This is a genomic window from Variovorax sp. Soil_C_12, from assembly GCF_057657375.1.
The window spans coordinates 371,836-391,886 of record NZ_JBDGIO010000003.1; the positions used below are offsets into that span (position 1 = coordinate 371,836).

At 68.8% G+C, this 20,051-nt stretch carries 19 protein-coding genes and 1 pseudogene; 9 read left to right on the top strand and 11 right to left on the bottom strand.

Going from position 1 to position 20,051, the window contains the following annotated elements:
* Nucleotides 1-82 precede the first annotated feature (82 nt).
* Nucleotides 83-1,321 (top strand): multidrug effflux MFS transporter, encoded by a 1,239-nt coding sequence (locus tag AC3A6X_RS10495; RefSeq protein ID WP_487842119.1) that lies wholly within the window; start codon nt 83-85, stop codon nt 1,319-1,321.
* Nucleotides 1,322-1,325: 4 nt separating this feature from the next.
* On the top strand, nt 1,326-2,483 hold the full coding sequence (locus tag AC3A6X_RS10500; RefSeq protein WP_487842120.1) for an HPP family protein: 1,158 nt from the start codon (nt 1,326-1,328) through the stop codon (nt 2,481-2,483).
* Here the strand turns inward: AC3A6X_RS10500 and AC3A6X_RS10505 are convergent.
* Nucleotides 2,401-3,354 (bottom strand): LysR family transcriptional regulator, encoded by a 954-nt coding sequence (locus AC3A6X_RS10505; protein WP_487842121.1) that lies wholly within the window; start codon nt 3,352-3,354, stop codon nt 2,401-2,403. The genes AC3A6X_RS10500 and AC3A6X_RS10505 overlap by 83 nt on opposite strands.
* A 107-nt stretch (nt 3,355-3,461) precedes the next feature.
* On the opposite strand from AC3A6X_RS10505, the gene AC3A6X_RS10510 reads away from it, so the two are divergent.
* The 4 genes from AC3A6X_RS10510 to AC3A6X_RS10525 all read left to right on the top strand — a co-directional run bounded on the left by AC3A6X_RS10510 (nt 3,462) and on the right by AC3A6X_RS10525 (nt 6,925).
* Nucleotides 3,462-4,352, top strand: coding sequence for an MBL fold metallo-hydrolase (locus AC3A6X_RS10510; protein WP_487842122.1), 891 nt, complete (start codon nt 3,462-3,464; stop codon nt 4,350-4,352).
* Nucleotides 4,337-5,002, top strand: coding sequence for a DsbA family protein (locus AC3A6X_RS10515; RefSeq protein ID WP_487842123.1), 666 nt, complete (start codon nt 4,337-4,339; stop codon nt 5,000-5,002). Before AC3A6X_RS10510 ends, AC3A6X_RS10515 begins: the two co-directional genes overlap by 16 nt.
* A gap of 44 nt (nt 5,003-5,046) precedes the next feature.
* The gene (locus AC3A6X_RS10520; RefSeq protein WP_487842124.1) at nt 5,047-5,664 is read left to right on the top strand and encodes an NAD(P)-dependent oxidoreductase; all 618 of its coding nucleotides are present in this window, start codon (nt 5,047-5,049) and stop codon (nt 5,662-5,664) included.
* A gap of 124 nt (nt 5,665-5,788) precedes the next feature.
* On the top strand, nt 5,789-6,925 hold the full coding sequence (locus tag AC3A6X_RS10525) for a branched-chain amino acid ABC transporter substrate-binding protein (protein WP_487842125.1): 1,137 nt from the start codon (nt 5,789-5,791) through the stop codon (nt 6,923-6,925).
* Between the two features lie 50 nt (nt 6,926-6,975).
* On the opposite strand, the gene AC3A6X_RS10530 is transcribed toward AC3A6X_RS10525, so the two are convergent.
* From AC3A6X_RS10530 to AC3A6X_RS10565, 8 genes are all read right to left on the bottom strand, one after another.
* Nucleotides 6,976-7,680, bottom strand: a complete 705-nt coding sequence (locus AC3A6X_RS10530) for an ABC transporter ATP-binding protein (RefSeq protein WP_487842126.1) — start codon at nt 7,678-7,680, stop codon at nt 6,976-6,978.
* Complete coding sequence (locus AC3A6X_RS10535) at nt 7,673-8,431, bottom strand: ABC transporter ATP-binding protein (RefSeq protein ID WP_487842127.1); 759 nt, start codon at nt 8,429-8,431, stop codon at nt 7,673-7,675. Before AC3A6X_RS10535 ends, AC3A6X_RS10530 begins: the two co-directional genes overlap by 8 nt.
* The gene (locus AC3A6X_RS10540; RefSeq protein WP_487842128.1) at nt 8,428-9,408 is read right to left on the bottom strand and encodes a branched-chain amino acid ABC transporter permease; all 981 of its coding nucleotides are present in this window, start codon (nt 9,406-9,408) and stop codon (nt 8,428-8,430) included. Before AC3A6X_RS10540 ends, AC3A6X_RS10535 begins: the two co-directional genes overlap by 4 nt.
* 139 nt (nt 9,409-9,547) lie before the next feature.
* The gene (locus AC3A6X_RS10545; protein ID WP_487842129.1) at nt 9,548-10,423 is read right to left on the bottom strand and encodes a branched-chain amino acid ABC transporter permease; all 876 of its coding nucleotides are present in this window, start codon (nt 10,421-10,423) and stop codon (nt 9,548-9,550) included.
* Nucleotides 10,424-10,439: 16 nt separating this feature from the next.
* On the bottom strand, nt 10,440-11,615 hold the full coding sequence (locus AC3A6X_RS10550; protein ID WP_487842130.1) for an ABC transporter substrate-binding protein: 1,176 nt from the start codon (nt 11,613-11,615) through the stop codon (nt 10,440-10,442).
* Nucleotides 11,616-11,778: 163 nt separating this feature from the next.
* Nucleotides 11,779-12,768, bottom strand: a complete 990-nt coding sequence (locus tag AC3A6X_RS10555) for a PDR/VanB family oxidoreductase (RefSeq protein ID WP_487842131.1) — start codon at nt 12,766-12,768, stop codon at nt 11,779-11,781.
* A 38-nt stretch (nt 12,769-12,806) separates the two neighbouring features.
* Nucleotides 12,807-13,562, bottom strand: coding sequence for a GntR family transcriptional regulator (locus AC3A6X_RS10560; RefSeq protein ID WP_487842132.1), 756 nt, complete (start codon nt 13,560-13,562; stop codon nt 12,807-12,809).
* Nucleotides 13,559-14,671, bottom strand: coding sequence for an aromatic ring-hydroxylating dioxygenase subunit alpha (locus tag AC3A6X_RS10565; RefSeq protein WP_487842133.1), 1,113 nt, complete (start codon nt 14,669-14,671; stop codon nt 13,559-13,561). Before AC3A6X_RS10565 ends, AC3A6X_RS10560 begins: the two co-directional genes overlap by 4 nt.
* A 146-nt stretch (nt 14,672-14,817) precedes the next feature.
* Between AC3A6X_RS10565 and AC3A6X_RS10570 the strand changes: the two genes are divergently transcribed.
* The 3 genes and pseudogenes from AC3A6X_RS10570 (at nt 14,818) to AC3A6X_RS10580 (ending at nt 18,015) form a co-directional block, all read left to right on the top strand.
* Complete coding sequence (locus AC3A6X_RS10570; RefSeq protein ID WP_487842134.1) at nt 14,818-15,939, top strand: 5-methyltetrahydropteroyltriglutamate--homocysteine S-methyltransferase; 1,122 nt, start codon at nt 14,818-14,820, stop codon at nt 15,937-15,939.
* 38 nt (nt 15,940-15,977) lie between these two features.
* Nucleotides 15,978-16,642, top strand: a pseudogene (locus AC3A6X_RS10575) (glutathione S-transferase family protein).
* Nucleotides 16,639-18,015, top strand: a complete 1,377-nt coding sequence (locus tag AC3A6X_RS10580) for a phospholipase D-like domain-containing protein (RefSeq protein ID WP_487842135.1) — start codon at nt 16,639-16,641, stop codon at nt 18,013-18,015. Before AC3A6X_RS10575 ends, AC3A6X_RS10580 begins: the two are co-directional and overlap by 4 nt.
* Here the strand turns inward: AC3A6X_RS10580 and AC3A6X_RS10585 are convergent.
* Nucleotides 18,012-19,148: an ROK family protein gene (locus AC3A6X_RS10585; protein WP_487842136.1), complete on the bottom strand. Its 1,137-nt coding sequence runs from the start codon at nt 19,146-19,148 to the stop codon at nt 18,012-18,014. The genes AC3A6X_RS10580 and AC3A6X_RS10585 overlap by 4 nt on opposite strands.
* A gap of 29 nt (nt 19,149-19,177) precedes the next feature.
* Nucleotides 19,178-19,984, bottom strand: a complete 807-nt coding sequence (locus AC3A6X_RS10590) for an alpha/beta fold hydrolase (protein WP_487842137.1) — start codon at nt 19,982-19,984, stop codon at nt 19,178-19,180.
* Between the last annotated feature and the right edge of the window lie 67 nt (nt 19,985-20,051).

Sequence of the window (20,051 nt, forward strand, 5' to 3'; positions counted from 1 at the left end):
AGCCCGAACGCCCGCTTTGCCTTCACGGCGGCGGGCGTTTTCTTTTGCCGCGCACAACAAGCAAGAACGGAGACCTCTCGCAATGAACCCCGACGCCGACAAACTCTGGCACGCCCCGCGCTGGGCGCTCGCCGTGCTGCTGGCGGTGCTGGGCATGCTCGGCCCCTTTTCCATCGACACCTACATCCCGGCCTTCGCGGGTATCGCGCAGAGCATCGGCGCGACGCCTGCGCAGATGCAGCAAACCCTGTCGGCCTACCTCTTCGGCTTCGCCTTCATGAACCTGTTCCATGGCGCGCTGTCCGACAGCTTCGGCCGGCGGCCCGTGGTGCTGTGGGGACTGGCGGTGTTCACCATCGCCTCCCTGGGCTGCGCACTGTCGCAGACCATCGCGCAGCTGGTGTTCTTCCGCGCGCTGCAGGGCCTGTCGACCGGCGCCGGCATCGTGGTCTCGCGCGCCGTGATCCGCGACATGTTCCCCCCGGCCGAGGCGCAGCGGGTGATGAGCCAGGTGACGATCTACTTCGGCATCGCCCCCGCGATCGCGCCGATCATCGGCGGCTTCCTCTTCGTGCATCTGGGCTGGCACAGCGTGTTCTGGTTCCTGGTGGCAGTGGGCGTGGTGCTGTTCGCAGCCAACTGGAAGCTTCTGCCGGAGACCCTGCACAAGAGCGAGCGCCAGCCCTTCGAAGTGCGCCATCTGATGCGTGGCTACTGGAATCTCTGTTCCGATGCGCGTTTCCTGCTGCTCGCGCTGGCCAGCGGCGTGCCCTTCAACGGCATGTTCCTCTACGTGCTGGCCGCGCCCGCCTTCCTCGGCGACCACCTCGGCCTCGCGCCCACCCAGTTCTTCTGGTTCTTCCTGCTCACCATCGGCGGCATCATGACCGGTGCCTGGGCCAGCGGGCGCATGGCGGGCAAGGTGGCGCCCAAGCGGCAAATCCGCGACGGCTTCCTGATCATGCTGCTGACCTCCATCGTCAACGTGATCGCCAACGCCCTCTTCGCCCCGCACCCCTTCTGGGCGATATTGCCACTTGCGGTCTTCGCCTTCGGCTGGGCGCTGATGGTGCCGGTGGTGACGTTGCTGGTGCTCGATCTTCATCCCGAGCGCCGCGGCATGGCCTCCTCGCTGCAGGCCGTGATCGGCTCGACCGCCAACGGCATCGTGGCCGGCGTGGTCGCCCCGCTGGTGATGCACTCCACCCTCGCCCTGGCGCTGACCTCGATCGGAATGATGAGCGTCGGCCTGGTGGCCTGGGCCTGGCTGCACGGGCGCTGGCCCGAGATCGGGCGCAGGGTCGCCGGCGAACTCGCCTGAAGACATGCTGAGCGAGCAACTGCGTACCTTCGCGCGCGCCTGGCTGCCGGCGCGCACCAACGTCAATGCCGGGGAACGCCTGCGCGCCGTCGCAGGCGCCGGGCTGGGCCTGCTGGTCACGGCGCTGCTGTCCCAATGGACGGGCTCTTCGATCGACAGCCGCTGGCTGGTCGCGCCGCTGGGCGCCAGCGCCGTGCTGGTGTTCGCGCTGCCCGCCAGCCCGCTCGCCCAGCCCTGGTCGGTGATCGCCGGAAACACCTTCTCGGCATTGGTCGGTGTCGCCTGTGCCCGATGGATCGCAGATCCGGTCTGGGCCAGCGCCCTCGCCCCCGCGCTCGCCATCGGGCTGATGTTCGGCTTGCGCTGCCTGCATCCGCCCGGCGGCGCGGTGGCGCTGTTCGCGGTGCTGAGCCAGACCACCCACTTTCCGTTCTCGCTCTATCCGGTGGCGCTCAATTCGGTGCTGCTCGTGCTGGCCGGCGTGCTCTACAACAGCCTCACGGGCCGGCGCTACCCGCATGTGCAGCTCGCGCCGCGCAAACCCAGCGCCGATGCGCGATTCAGCTCGGCCGACGTCGATGCAGTGCTCGCGCGCTACAACCAGGTGCTCGACATCAGCCGCGACGACCTCGAAGCGCTGATCCGCGAAACCGAGCTGGAGTCCTACCGCCGCCGCCTCGGCACCGTGCGCTGCGCCGACATCATGTCGCGTGACCCCGTGGTCGCCGAGTTCGGCACGCCGCTGCAGGAGGCCTGGGCGCTGATGCAGGCGCGCCGCATCAAGGCCCTGCCGGTGATCGATCGCACGCGCCGGGTGGTCGGCATCGTCACGCAGGCCGACTTTTTCCGCCACATCGACCTGGATCACCACGAGGGCCTGGGCGGCCGGCTGCGCGACTTCATCCGCGCAACGCGCACCGTGATGTCGAGCAAGCCCGAGGTGGTCGGCCAGATCATGACGCGCCAGGTGCGCGTGGCCAGCGAGGAGCGGCCGATGGTCGAGCTGGTGCCGCTGTTCTCCGAGGGCGGCCACCACCACATCCCGATCATCGACGGCGAGCGCCGGCTCACCGGGATGATCACGCAGTCCGACTTCGTGCGCGCGCTGTACCGCGCCGTGGGGCCGGAGGCCCCGCAGGAGGCCAGTGCCGCGGGTCGCTGAAACGCTCCGCCAGAAAGTCCAGCATCGCGCGCAGCGCAGCGGGCATCTGGCGGCGCGAGCTGTAGACGCCGTAAACCCCCAGCGCCTGCGGGCGCCACTCGGGCAAGAGCGCGACCAGCCTGCCGCTGGCCATCAGGGGCTCGGCCGAGTACACCGGCTGCATCGCGATGCCCGCGCCCTCGAGCGCAGCGGCCAGCAGCACGCGTGATTCGTTGGCGCTGAGATTGCCGCCCACCGGCACCGCCAGCTGCTGCCCCTGCCGCTCGAACTGCCAGAGACTCTTGCCGAAGTAGGAGTGGGTCAGGCAGTTGTGGAGCGCGAGCTCCTGGGGCAAGCGCGGCGTGCCGTGCGCGGCCAGGTAGGCCGGCGTGGCGCACACCAACGAGCCGCAGAGGCCCAGCGGCCGGGCGATCAGGTTCGGGTCCAGGTCGTTGGTGATGCGGATCGCGAGATCGATGCGCTCCTCCACCAGGTTCACGGTGCGGTCGCTGATCTGCAGGTCGACGGCCGTCTGTGGATGCAGGCGCAGGAAGGCCGCCACCGCCGGCGCCAGGATGTCCTGCGCCAGCGACTGCGCGCAGCTCAGTCGCAGCAGGCCGCGCGGCAGCTCGTCCTGTGCATCGACGGCGACCGGCATCTGCCCTGCGATCTCGAGCATCTGGCGGCAGCGCGCCAGCGCCTCCTCGCCGGCCGGCGTCAGGCTGATGCGGCGGGTGGTGCGGTGCAGCAGCCGGGCCCCAGCCCAGCCCTCCATATGCGCCAGGTAGCGCGTGACCATGGCGCGCGACATGCCCAGCGCCTCGGCCGTGGCGGTCATGCTGCCGCGCTCGGCGACGTTCAGGAAGACCTGCGATGCGGTGATTCGGTCCATGATGATCTGATCGATTCAAGCAACAAACCTTTGCATCGTATGCGGTTTTTGGATCGGATCGAGCAACATAAGATTCGCTCCGTTCCGACTCTTCAGACGCTCACCCCATGATTCGCAGAAACCTCCTCGCCGCCGGCCTGGCCTCGCTCGCCGCGGTTCACGTCCTGCCGGCATCGGCCGCGGAAGCCGCGCTTCAACTCGAGGTCTACAACCCCGGCGGCAAGTCCGTCTTCCCCGTGTCCTCGGCCATCGTGAGCGGCCGCAACGAGGCCGTGCTGATCGACGCGCAGTTCCAACGCAACGACGCCGAAACCCTGGTGCAGAAGATCAAGGCCGGCGGCAAGAAGCTCACCACCGTCTACATCAGCCACAGCGACCCCGACTACTACTTCGGCCTCGACGTGATCCAGGCCGCCTTTCCCGACGCGAAGATCGTGGCCACGCCGCAGACGGTGGCGGCGATCAAGGCCTCGATGGACGGCAAGCTCGCCTACTGGGGGCCCATCCTCAAGGACAACGCGCCCAAGGCGCTGGTGCTGCCCGAGCCGCTGGCCGGCGACACCCTCCTGCTCGAAGGCCGCAAGCTCGAAGTGAAGGGGCTGAAGGGCCCGAGCCCCGAGCGCAGCTACCTTTGGATCCCCTCGCTCAAGACCGTGACCGGCGGCGTGTCCGTGTTCAACAACACCCACGTGTGGATCGCCGACACGCAGACACCGGCCTCGCGCCAGGCCTGGCGCACGACGCTCGACGGCATCGCCGCGCTCAAGCCCGCGACCGTGGTGCCGGGTCACTACATGGGCGACGCGCCGAAGGGGCTGCAGGCGGTGAAATTCACCGCCGACTATCTGAAGACCTTCGAGCGCGAAGCCGCGAAGGCCAAGGACTCGGCCGCACTGGTCGCGGCCATGAAGCAGCACTACCCGAGCCTGGGCCAAGTGTCGTCGCTCGAGTTGAGTGCCAAGGTCATCAAGGGCGAAATGAAATGGCCGGCGCATTGAACGGCCCCACCCTGCACTACGTCTTCGACCCGTTGTGCGGCTGGTGCTACGCCGCCGCCCCGCTGGTCCAGGCGGCCCGTGCGGTGCCCGGCCTCACGATCGCGCTGCACGGCGGCGGCATGATGACCGGCCCGAACCGGCGCACCATCACGCCCCAGTGGCGCGACTACGCGATGCCGCATGACCGGCGCATTGCACAGCTGACCGGCCAGCCCTTTGGCGAGGCCTACTTCGAAGGACTGCTGCGCGACACCACGGCGGTGATGGATTCCGAGCCGCCGACCACGGCCATTCTTGCGGCCGAGGCGCTGGGGGGCCGAGGGCTCGATCTGCTCCAGCGCCTGCAGCGCGCCCACTACGTCGAGGGACTGCGCATCGCCGATGCCGCGGTGCTGCGCAAACTGGCCACCGACATCGGCCTCGACGGTCCGGCTTTTGCCGCCGCGGTCGACGCGCACGCGGGCGAGCCCTCGCGCGAGCACTTCGCCGCGAGCCGTGCGCTATTGGCGCGCATGGGCGGCAGCGGGTTTCCGAGCTTCGCGCTGGCGCGCGGCGACGGCCGCCTCGAACGCATCGACGCCGGCCCCTGGCTCGGCCGGTCCGAGGCCTGGCAGCAGCACCTGGCCCAGGCGGCGCGGCAGGCCGTCTGAGAAGCCCCCTTTCCATTTCCTTTTCTTCAACCAGGAGTTCTTCCATGAGCCATATCGCCATCCTCGGCATCAGCGGCCGCGTCGGTTCCCGCATCGCCAACGAGCTGCTTGCACGCGGCCACACGGTCACCGGCATCGCGCGCAACATCGACAAGGTCCAGCCCCAACCCGGCCTCGCGCTCAAGCAGGCCGACGCCACCCGGCTCGACGCACTGGTGCCGCTGCTGCGCGGCCATGACGCCGTCGTCAGCGCGACGCACTTCGCGGGCGGCACCGACGCGACCACTGCCGTCGCCGCCGCCAAGCAGGCGGACGTGCCGCGCCTGTTGGTAGTGGGCGGCGCAGGCAGCCTCGAGATCGCGCCGGGCAAGGCGCTCGTCGACACGCCCCAGTTCCCCGAGGCCTACAAGGCCGAAGCGCTGGCAGGCCGCACCTTCCTGGAGTCGCTGCGCGCCGAGAAGGAACTCGACTGGACCTTCCTCTCGCCCTCCGCCCTGCTCGAACCGGGCGAGCGCACCGGCAGCTACCGCACCGGCGGCAACCAGTTGCTGGCCGACGCCAACGGCAAGAGCTGGATCTCGATGGAGGACTACGCGATCGCGATGGCCGACGAGATCGAGAAGCCTGCGCATCCGCGCCAGCGCTTCACCGTCGGATACTGAATGGGCCGCCGCGAGACGCCTCGATCGTCTTCATCGCGGCGCGAAAGACGCGAAATCTGTCAAGCGGCCCGCGATTGCCGAAGCCCCTCGTAGAATTTTTTCTACAACTTTTCAGTGGGGTTACATGAGACTTGTCGGCATTGGCCTTTCGGCACTCGCACTCACCGGGCTCATCGCCTGTTCCAAGGTACCCGACACGGTGAAGATCGGCGTTGCCCAGCCTTTGTCCGGCCCGCTGGCCGCCCTGGGCAAGGACATGCTGCAGGGCGTCGAGCTGGCGGTGAAGGAGATCAACGCCAGCGGCGTCACGGTCGACGGAAAGACCGTGCATTTCCAGATCGTTGCCGTCGACGATCAGGCGAGTGCGGGCGTCGGCGAGCAGGTTGCGCGCCACCTTGTCGACGAGGGCGTGGCGGCTGTCATCGGTCACCTCAATTCCGGTGTGAGCATCCAGGCTGCACCGATCTACGCTGCGAAGAACATCCCGCAGCTCGCCATTTCCACCCAGCCCAAGTACACGCAGCTCGGCTTCCCCACGACGCTGCGACTGGTGGCCAGCGACACGATCCAGGGACGCGCGATGGGCGCCTATGCGGCCACGACGCTCAGCGAGAGCGCAGGCGCCTGTGCCGTCGTCGACGACAGCTCGTCCTATGGCAAGGCGTTGGCCGATCTGGCGGAAAAATCGCTGAGCGCCCATGGCCGTACCGTGGCCCTGCGCCGATCGTTCAACGACAAGACCACCGAGTTCGGCTCCCTGGTCAAGGAGTTGAAGACACGTTCGGTCGAGACCATCGTCACGACTCTCGCGGACTTCCAGGTCGTCGCGCTCGTCAAGCAGCTGGCAGACGCCGGCCTGAACAACATCAAGATCGTCGGTGGCGACACGCTCAAGACGAACAAGCTGCTGGCGCAGAAGCTCCCGCTCGAGGTCTTCGCCACGTCGCCCGTTCTGGAGCCGATGGAGTTCTACCGCGGCGCGAAGTTCGTCGGCGCCTTCAGCGCTGCATACGGCCACCCGCCGGTGTATGGCGCGCACTACGCCTACGATGCGATGTACCTGCTGTCCAACGCCGTGCAGCGGGCCAAGTCGGTCGACGGAAAGGTGCTGACCGCCAAGCTTCGCGAGCTCGACTTCATGGCCCCTGTCACCAATGTGATGAAGTTCGGTCCCGACGGCGAGCAGATCTACGGCAGCGTGGGTGTCTATCGACCGCGCGGGGGCCGCTGGGAAGCGCTGATGAGTTCAGACCGCTGGTGAACCAGCCGGCGTGCGGCGTCGTGAGGGGGGCGTGCAGGCCCGACGCACCTTCAGCGCGCGACGCCCAGCAGCCGTTCCAGCACCTCGGGCTGCGCGCGCAAGCTGGCCGCGCGATCGGCATGCACCACCGTGCCGTGGTCCAGCACCACCGCCTCGTCGGAGATCGCGAGGATGGCCTGCGGATGCTGCTCCACGATGATGGCCGCCAGGCCTTCGTCCTGCGTGATGCGGCGGATGGCGCGCAGCAGCTCCTCCACGATGATGGGGGCCAGCCCTTCGAGCGGCTCGTCCAGCAGCAGCAGCCGCGGGTTCACCACCAGCGCCCGCCCCACCGCCAGCATCTGCTGCTCGCCGCCCGAGAGCTGCGTGCCCAGGTTGCGCTTGCGCTCGGCCAGGCGCGGGAACATTTCGTAGACGCGCTGGGGGGTCCACGCACCAGGCCGTTCCACCGCCGTCAGGTTCTCGTGCACCGTGAGCGACTTGAAGATGTTGCGCTCCTGCGGCACCCAGCCGATGCCGGCCGCCGCGCGCTGGTGCGGCGAGAGCTTGTGCAACGCCACGCCGCCGAGCGCAATGCTGCCACCGTGCTGGCGCGCCGCGCCTGCGAGCGTGTTGATCAGCGTGGTCTTGCCGGTGCCGTTGCGGCCCAGCAGCGCCAGCGTCTGGCCTTCGCCCAGGGCGAGCGAGATGTCGTGCAGCACCACGGCTTCGCCGTAGCCGGCGCTGAGCTTCTCGATGCGAAGCAGTTCAGACATGCACGGCTCCCTGGCCCAGGTAGACCTCCTTGACCTTCGGGTCGTTGGCGATCGTGTCGGGGTCGCCCTCCGTGAGCAAGGCTCCGTTGACCAGCACCGTCATGCGGTCGGCGAAGCTGAACACCAGGTCCATGTCGTGCTCGATCAGCAGCACCGAGACGTCGGCCGGCAGCGCCGCCACGGTCTGCAGCAGCTCCTCGCGTTCGCCGGCCGGCACGCCCGCCACGGGTTCGTCGAGCAGCAGCACGCGCGGCTCGCAGGCCAGGGCGATCGCGATCTCCAGCAGGCGGCGCTTGCCGTAGGCCAGCTCGCGCGTCGGCTGATGCGCCACGTCGCCGAGGTGGAACTGCTCCAGCAACTGCGCGGCGCGCTCCGAGACCCGGCCCGACGCACCCAGCGGGCGCCACCACTGCGCGCCCAGGCCCGAGCGCTGCGACACCACCAGCGCCAGCGTCTCCAGCGGCGTCATCGAGTCGAAGAGCTGATTGATCTGGAAGGTGCGCACCATGCCGCGCGCCACGCGGGCATGCGGTGCCAGGCGCGTGATGTCCTCGCCCTCCAGCACGATGCGCCCGGCGGTCGGCGTGAGCACGCCCGTCAGCAGGTTGACCAGCGTGGTCTTGCCAGCGCCGTTGGGACCGATCAGCGCGTGGCGCGCGCCGCGCTTCAGGTTCAGCGTGACGTTGTCGGTGGCGGTGATGCCGCCGAAGCGCATCACCAGCCCGGTGGCGGCAAGGACGGTATCGCTCATCGCGCCGCCCCCGCCCGCTTGCCGAACCAGGTCCAGGGCTTCAGCAGGCGGTCACGCCCGACCAGCACCAGCAGCACCAGGATCAGCCCGACCCAGAACATCCAGTACTGCGGCGTCACGGCCGAGAGCGTGTCCTGCAGCAGCTTGAAGACGATGGCGCCGGCAATGCCGCCGTAGAGCCAGCCCACACCGCCGATCACCAGCATCAGCAGCACGTCGGCCGAGCGGTCGAAGGCCAGCACGTCCAGCGAGGCGAAGCCGGTGGTCTGCGCCAGCAACGCGCCCGCCGCGCCGGCCACCGCAGCGGCCACGGTGTAGATCACCGCGATGCGCGAGACCACGGGGATGCCGATGGCCATCGCGCGCAGCCGGTTGTCGCGGATCGCCTTGAGCGTGGCGCCGAAGGAGGACTGCACCAGGCGCCGCATCACGACGAACAGCACCAGCAGCACGGCCATGGAATACCAGGCCGCCGTGCGCCCGTAGAGGTCGAATTCGAACAGGCCCAGCACCGGCCCCATCACCACGCCCTGCAGCCCGTCGGCGCCGCCGGTGAGCCAGTCCAGCTTGTTGGCCAGTTCCAGCAGCAGCAGCGCAGTGCCCAGCGTGACCATCAACCGCGTGAGGTCGCTGCCACGCAGGATGGTGATGCTGGCCACGGCGCCCAGCGCGGCCGAGGCGGCGATGGCGACCACGAGGCCCACGGTCGGGTCCGGCATCACGTGCTTGGCAAAGAGCGCGGACGTGTAGGCGCCGAAGCCGAAGAAGGCCGCGTGCCCGAGCGAAACGATGCCGGTGTAGCCGAGGATCAGGTCCAGCGACAGCGCGAACAGCGCGATGATCGCGATCTCGTTGATCATCAGCGCCTTCGAGGGCAGCAGCGCCGGCAGCACGAAGACCACGGCCCAGAAAACGAACTCCCACGGCCGCCAGCGGGTCCGGGCGAGCAGCGCTGATTGAAATTCGGACTTGCTCATTTCGGTGCGCCCGACCGACGGCCGTCGAAAACACATGCCCTATGCCAGAGCCGCCGCGGAACCGGCTTTGCCGGGCCGCTGGCGGCGCCCCCTGGAAGGGGGTTGGCGGCCACACGCAGTGGGCAAGCATGGGGGTGAGTCATGCCTTCCCTCCCCGGCGCGTGAACAGTCCCTGGGGCCGCCACATGAGGATCAGGATCATCAGCAGGTAGACCGTGAAGGCCCCCATCTTGGGAATGAAGTACTTGCCCGCCACGTCGGCGATGCCCAGCAGCAGCGCAGCCAGCAGCGGCCCAGTGATCGACGAGGTGCCGCCGACCGAGACCACGATCAGGAAATAGATCATGTACTTGAGCGGGAAGGTCGGGTCCATGCCCAGGATCTCGGCGCCGAGCGCGCCGCCCAGCCCGGCCAGGCCCGAGCCCACCGCGAAGGTCGCCAGGAACACCACGTTGACGTTGATGCCCAGCCCGGCGGCCACGCGCGGATCGTCCACCGCCGCGCGCAGCCGGCTGCCGAAGCGCGTCTTCGACAGGATGAGCTGCAGCACCACCGTGAGCAGCGTACACAGCACGATGATGAAGATGCGATAGTGCCCCATGCCCAGCAGCAGCGCGCCATCGCCGATCTCGGTGCGGCCGCGCAGCCACTCGGGCAGGTGGATGTTCTGCTGCGAGGAGCCGACGAAGAAGTCAATGGCCGCCACCGCCATGAAGGCCAGGCCGATGGAGAACAGCACCTGGTCGAGGTGCGACTTGCCGTACATCGGCCGGTACAGCGTGCGCTCCAGCAGCGCGCCCAGCAGCCCCACGAGCACGAAGGCGAGCACCAGGCAGGCCAGGAAGGGCACACCCGCCTTCTGCATCGCGAACACCGTGAGGTAGCCCCCCGCCATCGCGAAGGCGCCATGCGCGAGGTTGATGAAGTTCATCAACCCCAGCGTCACCGCCAGGCCGACGGCGAGCACGAACAGCAGCATGCCGTAGGCAATGCCGTCGAAAAGAATGGTCAGCATCGGCCTGAGGGTGAGCTTATTGCTTTGCCTTGCCCGGGTCCTTGACGGCCTTGATCACGTCGAACTCGACGTTGTAGAGCTGCCCGTCCTTCTTCTCGACCTTGCGCAGGTACACGTCCTGCACGATGTCGCGCGTCTGCGCGTCGATCAGCACCTGGCCGCGCGGGCTCTCGAAGATCTGGCCCTTCATCGCGGCCAGCAGCGCGTCGCCGCCGCCCTGCCCCTTGGTGGTCTTGAGCGCCTCGTAGATCACGCGCATGCCGTCGTAGCCGCCCATGGCCATGAAGTTGGGGCGCATGTTCTTGTTGGCCTTCTGGAAGGCCTCGACGTACTTCTTGTTGAGCGCCGAGGGGTGTGCGGCCGAGTAGTGGTGCGTGGTGACCACGCCCAGCGCGCCGTCGCCCATGTCGTTGAGCTGGTCGTCGTCGGTCACGTCGCCGGTGGCGATCAGCTTGATGCCGGCCTTGTCCATGCCGCGCTCGTTGAACTGCTTCATCACCGCCGCGCCGGCGCCCGAGGGCACGAAGACGAAGAGTGCGTCGGGCTTGGCGTCGCGCACCTTCTGCAGGAAGGGCGCGAAGTCCGGGTTGCGCAGCGGCACGCGCAGCTTGTCGAGCACCTTGCCGCCGTTCAGCTGGAAGCGCTCGGCGAAGTACTTCTCGGCGTCGTTGCCCGGCCCGTAGTCGGCGACCAGCGTGACCACCGACTTGATGCCGTTCTTCGGCGCCCAGTCGCCCATCGCCACCGACACCTGCGGCAGCGTGAAGCTGGTACGCACGATGTAGGGCGAGGCCTCGGTGATGCTGGAGGTGGCGGCGGCCATCACGATCATCGGCGTCTTCGACTGGGTGGCGATGGGCGCGGTGGCCATGGCCGAGGGCGTGATGCCGAAGCCGGCCAGCACGTTGACCTTGTCGTTCACCACCAGTTCCTGCGCGAGGCGCTTGGTCACGTCGGGCAGGCTGGTGTCGTCCTTGACGATGAGCTCGATCTTCTTGCCCGCCACGGTGTCGCCGTTCTGCGCCATGTAGAGCCGGGCCGCGGCCTCGATCTGGCGGCCGGTGGAGGCCTGCTGCCCCGTCATCGGCAGCACCAGCCCGATCTTGAAGGTGTTGCCCTGGGCCTGCGCCAGCGGCATGGCCAATGCGAGGGCCGTGAGGCTCGCGGCCTGCATGAGATGGCGACGTTGCATGGAAAGTCTCCTTGTGGATGAAGCGGGGCGTATTGTGATCAATTGAAACGAAGTGCGCGCCTCGGCAAACACCTAAGGCGCCGGCCCGCAGCCGCTTTTACTGCGCGATCCGTCGATCGATTGCGCGATGATCGCGCAGAGATCCAAGTCTTCAGCCGGGTCTTCACGTAGCGTCGGGCCGCCACGCGGAGTCGAGGGTGATGTTGCCGACCGCGCGCGACACGCAGGCGCAGATGCGGCGGCCTTCGCGCTTCTCCTGCTCGCTCAGGAACACGTCGCGGTGGTCGATCTCGCCGTCGACGGCCAGCACGTCCATGGCGCACAGGCCGCATTCGCCGCGACGGCAGTCCCACAGCGTCTGCACCCCGGCGGCTTCGAGCGCTTCGAGCAGGCTGCTGTCGGCGGGCACCTGGATGCTCAGCGCGTGGCGCGGAATGCGCACCTCGAAGGCTTGCGCAGGCAGCCGGCCGCTGCTGCCGAAGGTCTCGAAGCGCAGGTCGGCCGGCGGCCGCCCGGCTGCCTCCCAGGCGCGCTTGACGGCTTCCAGCATCGGCACCGGCCCGCAGGTGTAGAGCTGGCCGCCGCGCGGCAGGGCCTCGATCTCGGCGGCGAAATCGATGGGGGCGCTGCCGGTGTGGGCCTGCACGCTGGCGGCCTCCGAGGCTCCGAGCGCTTCCTGCAATAGCGGAAGGTAGGCCAGCTCTCCGGCGCTGCGCGCGCCGTAGAGCATGCGCACGGGGATGCCGCGGCGTCCGGACAGCGCGCCCAGGCGCTGCGCCATGAAGACCATCGGCGTGATCCCGATGCCGCCCGCCACCAGCAGGTAGCCCGGCGCAGTCGTATCGAGGCCGAAGTGGTTCTGCGGCTGCGTCACCAGCAGGCGATCGCCGGGCGCCAGGCGCCACATCGCGAGCGAGCCGCCGCGCCCGTCGTCCAGGCGCTTGACGGCGATGCGCCACGCGCGGCCGTCGGGCTCGCCGACCAGCGAGTAGTGGCGCGTCTGCATCCGCCCTGCGCCGGGCGCGCCGACCAGCAGCTGGACCTGGAGATGGGAGCCAGGTTCGTATGCGGCCGCGAAGCCCGTCTCGGGCGTGATCTCGAACTCGCGCACCGTGGGCGTGAGGTCGCGGCAGGCGGCGATGCGCGCAGGCATCCAGTGAACTTCGCTTGTCATCGTGATGGAGGTGGTTGTCAGGCCCGGCGGCGGATCAGTTGCACGCCCGGCAGGGGATGGTTGTGCGCGCCATGCAGGGCCTCACGCAGGTTGCGCTGTGCGAGGCGGCTGTGCTCGCGCATCAATGCCTCGGCGCGCGAGCCCTCGCGGTTCTCGATGGCGTCGAGCACCTGGCCATGCTGGTCCTGCGCGATCACGAGCATGTCGCGCGCGGCCGGCGAGTTGGCTTGCACCACCACGAAGGCCGAGGGCGAGGCAAAGGGCAGATTGGTCGCGCGCTCCAGCTGCTGGGCGATCAGCGGGCTGCCCGCCATCTCCGACAGCAGCCGGTGAAACTGCCCGTTGAATTCGACATAGCGCGAGAAGGCGGCGTCGTCGAGCGCGGGCTCCCTCAAAAGCTCGTCGATGCGCTTGAGGCAGGCGCGCGCCTCGCGCAGCACCACCGGCGCCGCCCCGCGCTCGGCCGCGAGCCGCGCCGCCAGGCCTTCGAGCGTGCCGCGCAGCTCGATGGCGTCGGCCACGTCGCGCTCGGAGAAAGTGCGCACCGCGTAGCCGCCGTTGGGCAAGGCCTCGAGCAGGCCTTCCTGCTCGAGCCGCATGAGGGCGCTGCGCACCGGCGTGCGCGAGACGCCCAGCGACTCGGAGATCGCCACCTCGGCGATGCGGGTGCCGCCCGGCAGCTCGCCGGCCAGCACCATCTCGCGCAGCCGCAGCTGGGCCTTGACGGCGTGCGAGCTGCCGGCTTCCGAGGCAAGCTCGCCGCCAGCGCTCATCGCATCGCCTCCGCCGCGGCCGCAGCCCGGATCGGGATGGTCGTCGCGGCCGGCTGCTCCTTCGCGATCAACTGGTCGATCAGCCGCCGCGCCCACATGGCCCCGGCATCGATGTTGAGGTTGTGGAACTCCTGCCCGGGACGATCGTCCATCGCGCGCTGCTGGGCTTCGAGCACCAGCTCGTCCTCGCGGAAGATGCCGGCCACGCCCTCGCGCAGCTCGTGCGTGAGGCGCTGCTCGCCGGTGCAATAGTTGCGCGCGAAGGCCCAGAAGTAGAGGCAGCTGGTCTCGGTCTCGGGCGTGATGGTGTTGAGCACATAGCCGTTCACGCCGCGGCTGCGGTCGCCCGGATGGCCGTCGCGTGGCACCGCCCCGCTGCCTGCCGCGGCCACGCCCACGTCGATGTTGACGGTACACGGCCCCTCGAAGCGGATGATCTGCCAGCGGTCCACCTTGCCCTCGTACCCGTGGGCATGGCGGATCTGCCCGGCCCAGAAGGGCGGCGCGTCGATGTTCTCCATCCAGCGCGTGACGGTGGCCGAGCGGTCGCCGTGCGTGGCGACGAACGGCGCCTCCGCCACCGCGCGGTTGCCGATGGAGGAGCCATGCACGAAGGTCTCGTGCGTAAGGTCCATCAGGTTGTCGACCACCAGCCGGTAGTCGCAGGCCACGCGGATCATCTTGCCGTCGCCGGCCCAGGCCGGGTCGTCGTTCCAGTGCATGTCGGGCACCAGCGCCGGGTCGGCCAGGGCCGGGTCGCCGGGCCAGACCCAGGCGAAGCGGTGCTTCTCCACCACCGGGTAGGAACGAACGCAGGCCGAGGGGTTGAGCGTCTCCTGGCTGGGCATGTGGGTGCAGCGCCCCTGGCTGTTGTAGACCAGGCCGTGGTAGCCGCAGACCAGCTCGTCGCCCTCCAGCCGGCCCAGCGACAGCGGCATCAGGCGATGCCAGCAGGCGTCTTCCAGCGCCGCGACCTGGCCGTCGCTGCGCCGGTACATCACCAGCTTCTGATTGCAGATGGTGCGCGCCAGCAGGCTGTGCTTGAGCTCGACGTCGTAGGCCGCGGCATACCAGGCGTTGAGGGGGAAGGAGCGTGTGGAGGGACTCATGGGATACGCAATGTATACATACAAGCGAAAATATCCAATGATTTCAGGTCAATTTAAGGGTAAACACTGACGTTGATGTATCCATTAAGGTCGATCCCCGTGCGTTTACGATCGGTCGTTCTTTTCCAGATTCGACGGAGCCCACCATGTCCGAACATGCCCGCCTGCCTGCCCGCTACGACCACGTCGGCAGCTTCCTGCGCCCCAAGTACCTGCTCGAAGCCCGCGAGCAAAAAGCCAAGGGCGAGATCACGCCCGAGCAGCTTCGCCGTGTCGAAGACAAGGCCATCACCGAGATCGTGAAGTTCCAGGAGGACATCGGCCTCAAGAGCATCACCGACGGCGAGTTCCGCCGCACCTACTTCCACATCGACTTCCTCGAGCAGCTCGGCGGCGTGAAGACCGACATCCCGGTCATCATCCGCAAGCCCGACGGCACCGAGGAGCTCGCGCCGCCGGTGATGCGCGTCATCGACAAGGTGACCCACGCCAAGTGCATCCAGCTGGCCGACTTCGAGTACCTCAAGAGCCAGGTGTCGGCCGGCAACACGCCCAAGGTCACCATCCCTTCGCCCACCATGCTGCACTTCCGTGGCGGCCGCGCCGGCATCAGCAAGGAGGCCTACCCCGAGCTCGACCCGGTGTTCTACGACGACGTGGCGAGGGCCTACGGCGACGAGCTGCGCTCGCTGGCCGCGGCCGGCTGCACCTACGTGCAGATGGACGACACCAATCTCGCCTACCTGTGCGACGAGAAGATGCGCGAGGCCGCCCGCCAGCGCGGCGACGACCCCAACGAGCTGCCGCACCGCTATGCCGCCTTCATCAACAAGGTGGTGGCACAAAAGCCCGCAGGCATGACGCTGGCGATGCACCTGTGCCGCGGCAACTTCAAGAGCACGCACGCGGCGGCCGGCAACTACGAGCCGGTGGCCGAGGCCCTGCTCAAGGAGATGGACCTGGACGCCTACTTCCTCGAGTACGACGACGCACGCTCGGGCGACTTCCGCCCGCTGCGCTTCCTGCCCAAGGGCAAGACCGTGGTGCTGGGCCTGGTGACCACCAAGTTCGGCGAGATGGAGGACAAGGACGAGCTCAAGGAGCGCATCGAGGCGGCCGCCAAGTACGCGCCGCTGGAGCAGCTGGCGCTGTCGCCGCAGTGCGGTTTTTCGAGCACGGTGCATGGCAACAACATCGCCGTCGAGGCCCAGCGCGCGAAGCTGCGGCTGGTGGTCGAGACCGCCCAGGAGGTCTGGGGCTCGACCTGAGGTGCAAGGCCGGTGAAGTCGCGGCATGATCGCGCTTCATGAAGCTCTTCACCGGCCCCCTCAGCATGTTCGGCGCCAAGGCGCAGATCGCCGCGCTCGAAAGGGCATCGCGATCGAAGCCGTCATGGTGCCTTTCGACAAGGACGACAACTACCTCCCCAAGCACCCCGAGGTGCTGCGCATCAACCCCAAGCGGCAGGTGCCGGTGCTGATCGACGGCGAGGTGGAGCTCTTCGACTCCACGCAGATCTTCGAATATCTCGAAGACGCGGCACCCGAGCCGCCGCTGTGGCCGCGTGAGGTCGCCAGCCGCGCCCGGGCCCGCCAGCTCGAGCACCTGTCGGACGAGGTGTTCTTCCCCCACATGATCAGGCTCATGGGCCTGCAGCACGACATGCAAAGCGAGGCGGCCGTCACGGCCTGCGCCGCCTGCGCCCGCTTCTACGAGCAGATGGAAGAGCGGCTCGCGCACGCCGAGTACCTGGCCGGCCCCTACTCCTTCGCCGACATCGCCTTCTACATGGCGCAGGTCTTCGCCGACCGCAAGGGCGCCGGCATGACGGATGCCACGCCGCGCCTCCTGGCCTGGCGCGATCGCGTGGGCGCGCGCCCGGCGGTGCGCGCCGTGGTCGGGCCGATGATGCGCTTCCTGGCCTCGGAGGGACGGCCGGTGCCCGCATCCCTCCAACACCTCGCCGCGTGAACCGCATCGACGACTGGCTGGACTGGCTGCCCTCGCCGTCGCAGCACTTGCTGGTCGTGACCTTCGCGCTGCTGGTCTACGTGCTCACCACGCGAGGGCGGCGGGAGCACCGCGCGCCCACCACCGCGATCGCCTGGGTCATGGGCCTGGTGCTGATGCCTTACCTCATCCTGCCCATGTACCTGCTCTTCGGCCAGCGCAAGCTGCGGCCCGCGGGCTCGCCGCGGCCGCCGCGCTCGGTGCCGGCCGGGCACTGGGCGGCCGACCTGATCGAGAGCTTCGGGCTCGCACCGCCCGGCCCCTGCGCGGTGCGCTTCCATGCCGACGGCGGCGCGGCACGCGATGCGCTGTGGGCCGTGATCGAGGGCGCGCGCAAGCGCATCGACGTCTGCACCTTCATCATCGGCGACGACGCGCTGGGCCACGAGGCGATCAACCGGCTGTCGCGGCGCGCGCGCGAGGGCGTCAAGGTGCGCGTGCTGCTCGACGGCTTCGGCGCCCTGTCGCTGCCGCGCCATCACTTCGACACGCTGCGCGAGGCCGGCGCCGAGGTGGCCGTGTTCCGCCCCCTCTTCAGCCTGCGCCGCACCGGCCCGCGCAACCTGCGCAACCACCGCAAGCTCACCATCGCGGACGATGGCTGGCTGTGGTCGGGTGGGCGCAACCTGGCCGGCGAATACTTCCTCGGCAACGACGAAAACCCGGATGCGTGGCACGACCTCTCCTTCGACCTCCGGGGCAGCGTGGCCGCGGCGGCGGCGCGCCAGTTCGACCACGACTGGGCCTCGGTGCGCGGACGCAAGCCGCGCGCCATCGCTGCCGCCGTGCCGCCGGCGGGCGAGCTCGCGCAGTTTCTGCCCAGCGGGCCCGACCAGACCGAGGACACGGCCCACGCGCTCTTGATCGACGCGTGCTTCCGCGCCGAGCACCGGCTGCTCGCGATCACGCCCTACTTCGTGCCCGGCGACGGCCTGCGCGATGCGCTGCGCCTGGCGGCGCGGCGCGGCGTGCAGGTCACGATCGCGATGCCGGCGCAATCCAATCACCGGCTGGCCGACTTCGTGCGCGCGCGGGCCATGCGCGACCTCGCGCGCGCCGGCGTCAGCTTTCGCATGCTGCCCTTCATGGCCCATGCCAAGGCGGTGGTGGTGGACGAACAGCTGGCGCTGTGCGGCTCGATCAACCTCGACATGCGAAGCCTGCTGTTGAACCACGAGGCGGCGGTGGTGTTCTACGGCGCCGAGCAGATCGACTGGCTGGCGCAGTGGATCGAGACCACCGCCTCGGCCGGCGAAAGCTACCGCGCGCGGCGGCCGGGGCTGGTGCGGGACGTGGCGGAGGGGTTGCTGCTGACGGTCGCGTTCCAGCTCTAAGAGGAGCGCTGAGAGGCCTTGGACTTCTTCGAGGACTCCAAGTTGCTGTAGCTCGCATTGCCCAGCCCGGTGCCGATGGTCAGCGCCGCCCAGCGCTTCACGTCGCGCATGAAGGGCAGCTCGCTCAAGCCCTGCACCACCGCATCGTTGTGCATCAGCACCATGGTCGGCACGCCGCGGATGGTCGGAATCTTCTTCGCGAGCTCGGTGGGCAGGTGGAAATGCTCGCTGGTCCAGTCGCCGGGCATGTTCTGCGCGCCGCGCGCGATCGAGCCGTCCTTGCGGATCAGGCCCGGGCACCCGATGCCGACGAAGGGCGCGAGGCGAATGCCCTTCTTCTTGCAATAGCGCACCTGCTCTTCCAGCATCTCGGCCAGCCGCGCGACCAGGGCGCGGCGGTTCGGGCCGTCGTCGGCATGGCGCCACTTCTCGCGCCGAACCACCTTGGCCTTCGACAGGTCGGGTGCCCGCTTGCGCCGCGTCCTCACGATGCCGCAGCGCACGTTGGTGCCGCCGATGTCGAGCGCCAGGATGGCGTCGTAGTGCTCCAGCAGCTCGGGCGGCGTCAGGTGCAGCCAGCCGAGCAGCCCGCCGTCGTCGGGCTCGTGGCAGATGCGCGCGAGCTCCACCGGCACCTTCATCTCCTGCAGGATGGCGGCCGCCTGCAGCACGGCCCGCTCGCCCACGTCGCTCTCCGGGAAGCCGCCGCCGATCACGATGCGCTCGACGCCCTTCCATGAAGGCTGGCCCAGAAAACTCTGGATGACACGGGCCAGCGCCTCGGCGAATTCCTCGATGGCCGCGTGGACCACATCGGTCGCCTCCGAGGCCTTGCCCTCCTTCAGGGCCGCGTCGAGCATGCCCTTGGCGAGTTCTTTGGAATGCCGCTCGCCCAGCGGGTCCTTCTTGCCCTTCCTGCGATGCCGCTGGCGCCAGCGCTCCAGCAGCTCGCGGAACGCGGTCTGGCTGGCCTGGTCGCCCAGGAAGCCTTCCCCGCCGCGCAACTGGAGACTGTAGCCTTCGACCAGCACCGACGGCAACTCTTTCGTGCCATGGATGTCGGCCGCCGGGAGCGTCGGCGCATACCGGTCTTTTGTCTTGTTCTTCGATTGCGGCTTGTCTTCTGAGGCCATGGAGTCCTTGGGCAGTTGCGGGTGTGCTGTCAGTCGGCCGTCACATCGAGGATAAGGCGCGTTGTCTCCTCGGGCGCATCCCAATGCGGGAAATGACCGCAGCGCTCGAACCAGTGCAGGTGCGCGCCCGGAAAAAGCTGCAGCGCGCGTGCCGCCTGCCGCGGCAGGCAGACGCGGTCGAGCCGCCCCCAGCCGATCACCAGAGGCCGGGCCATGCGGCCCGCGTCCGCACCCAATTGCGCCGGTCCGCGCAGCAGCGCGTGCAGCACCGCCTCGAAGGAGCGCGCGCTGGCGTAGCTGCGCATTTCCTCAAGGATCATGGAAGCCGGCAGAGCGGCCGGCTGCACCGAGAACTGCGCCAGCAGCAAGCGGCGGGACCAGTCGTGCGAGATGAGGGTCGGCATCGCGAAGTGCAGGTTCCGCGCCAGCCGGCGCGAGAGCGAGACCGAAGCGGCGAAGAGGAAGCGCTCCCACCCGAGCCAGAAGCCGCCCGGCCCCAACGAGACCACCGCGCCCACCACCCCGCCGCGGCTCGCCAGCTCGAGCAGCAGCCGCGCCCCGATCGAGCTGCCGGCCGCATCGGTGCCGATCAGCTCGTGCTCCCGCAGAAACTGCGCGAGCGCGTCGGCCAGGGTCTGCACCGAGACCTCGCCCTCCAGCGGCGGACTCTTGCCGAAACCGGGCAGGTCGATCGCGGTCACGCTGCGCCGGGCCGCCAGCGGTTCCATGATGCCCTGCCACGAGCGCCAGTTGCTGCCCAGTCCATGGACGAGCAACAGTGACTTGCCTTGACCCCGCCTGACGTAGTTGATGAGCACGTGGCACTGTGCGGGCATGCGCTCTTGAAATCGCATCAGCCCCGCGCACGATCTCCTGTAGGAATGCGGCCTGTCGCGATCCGCA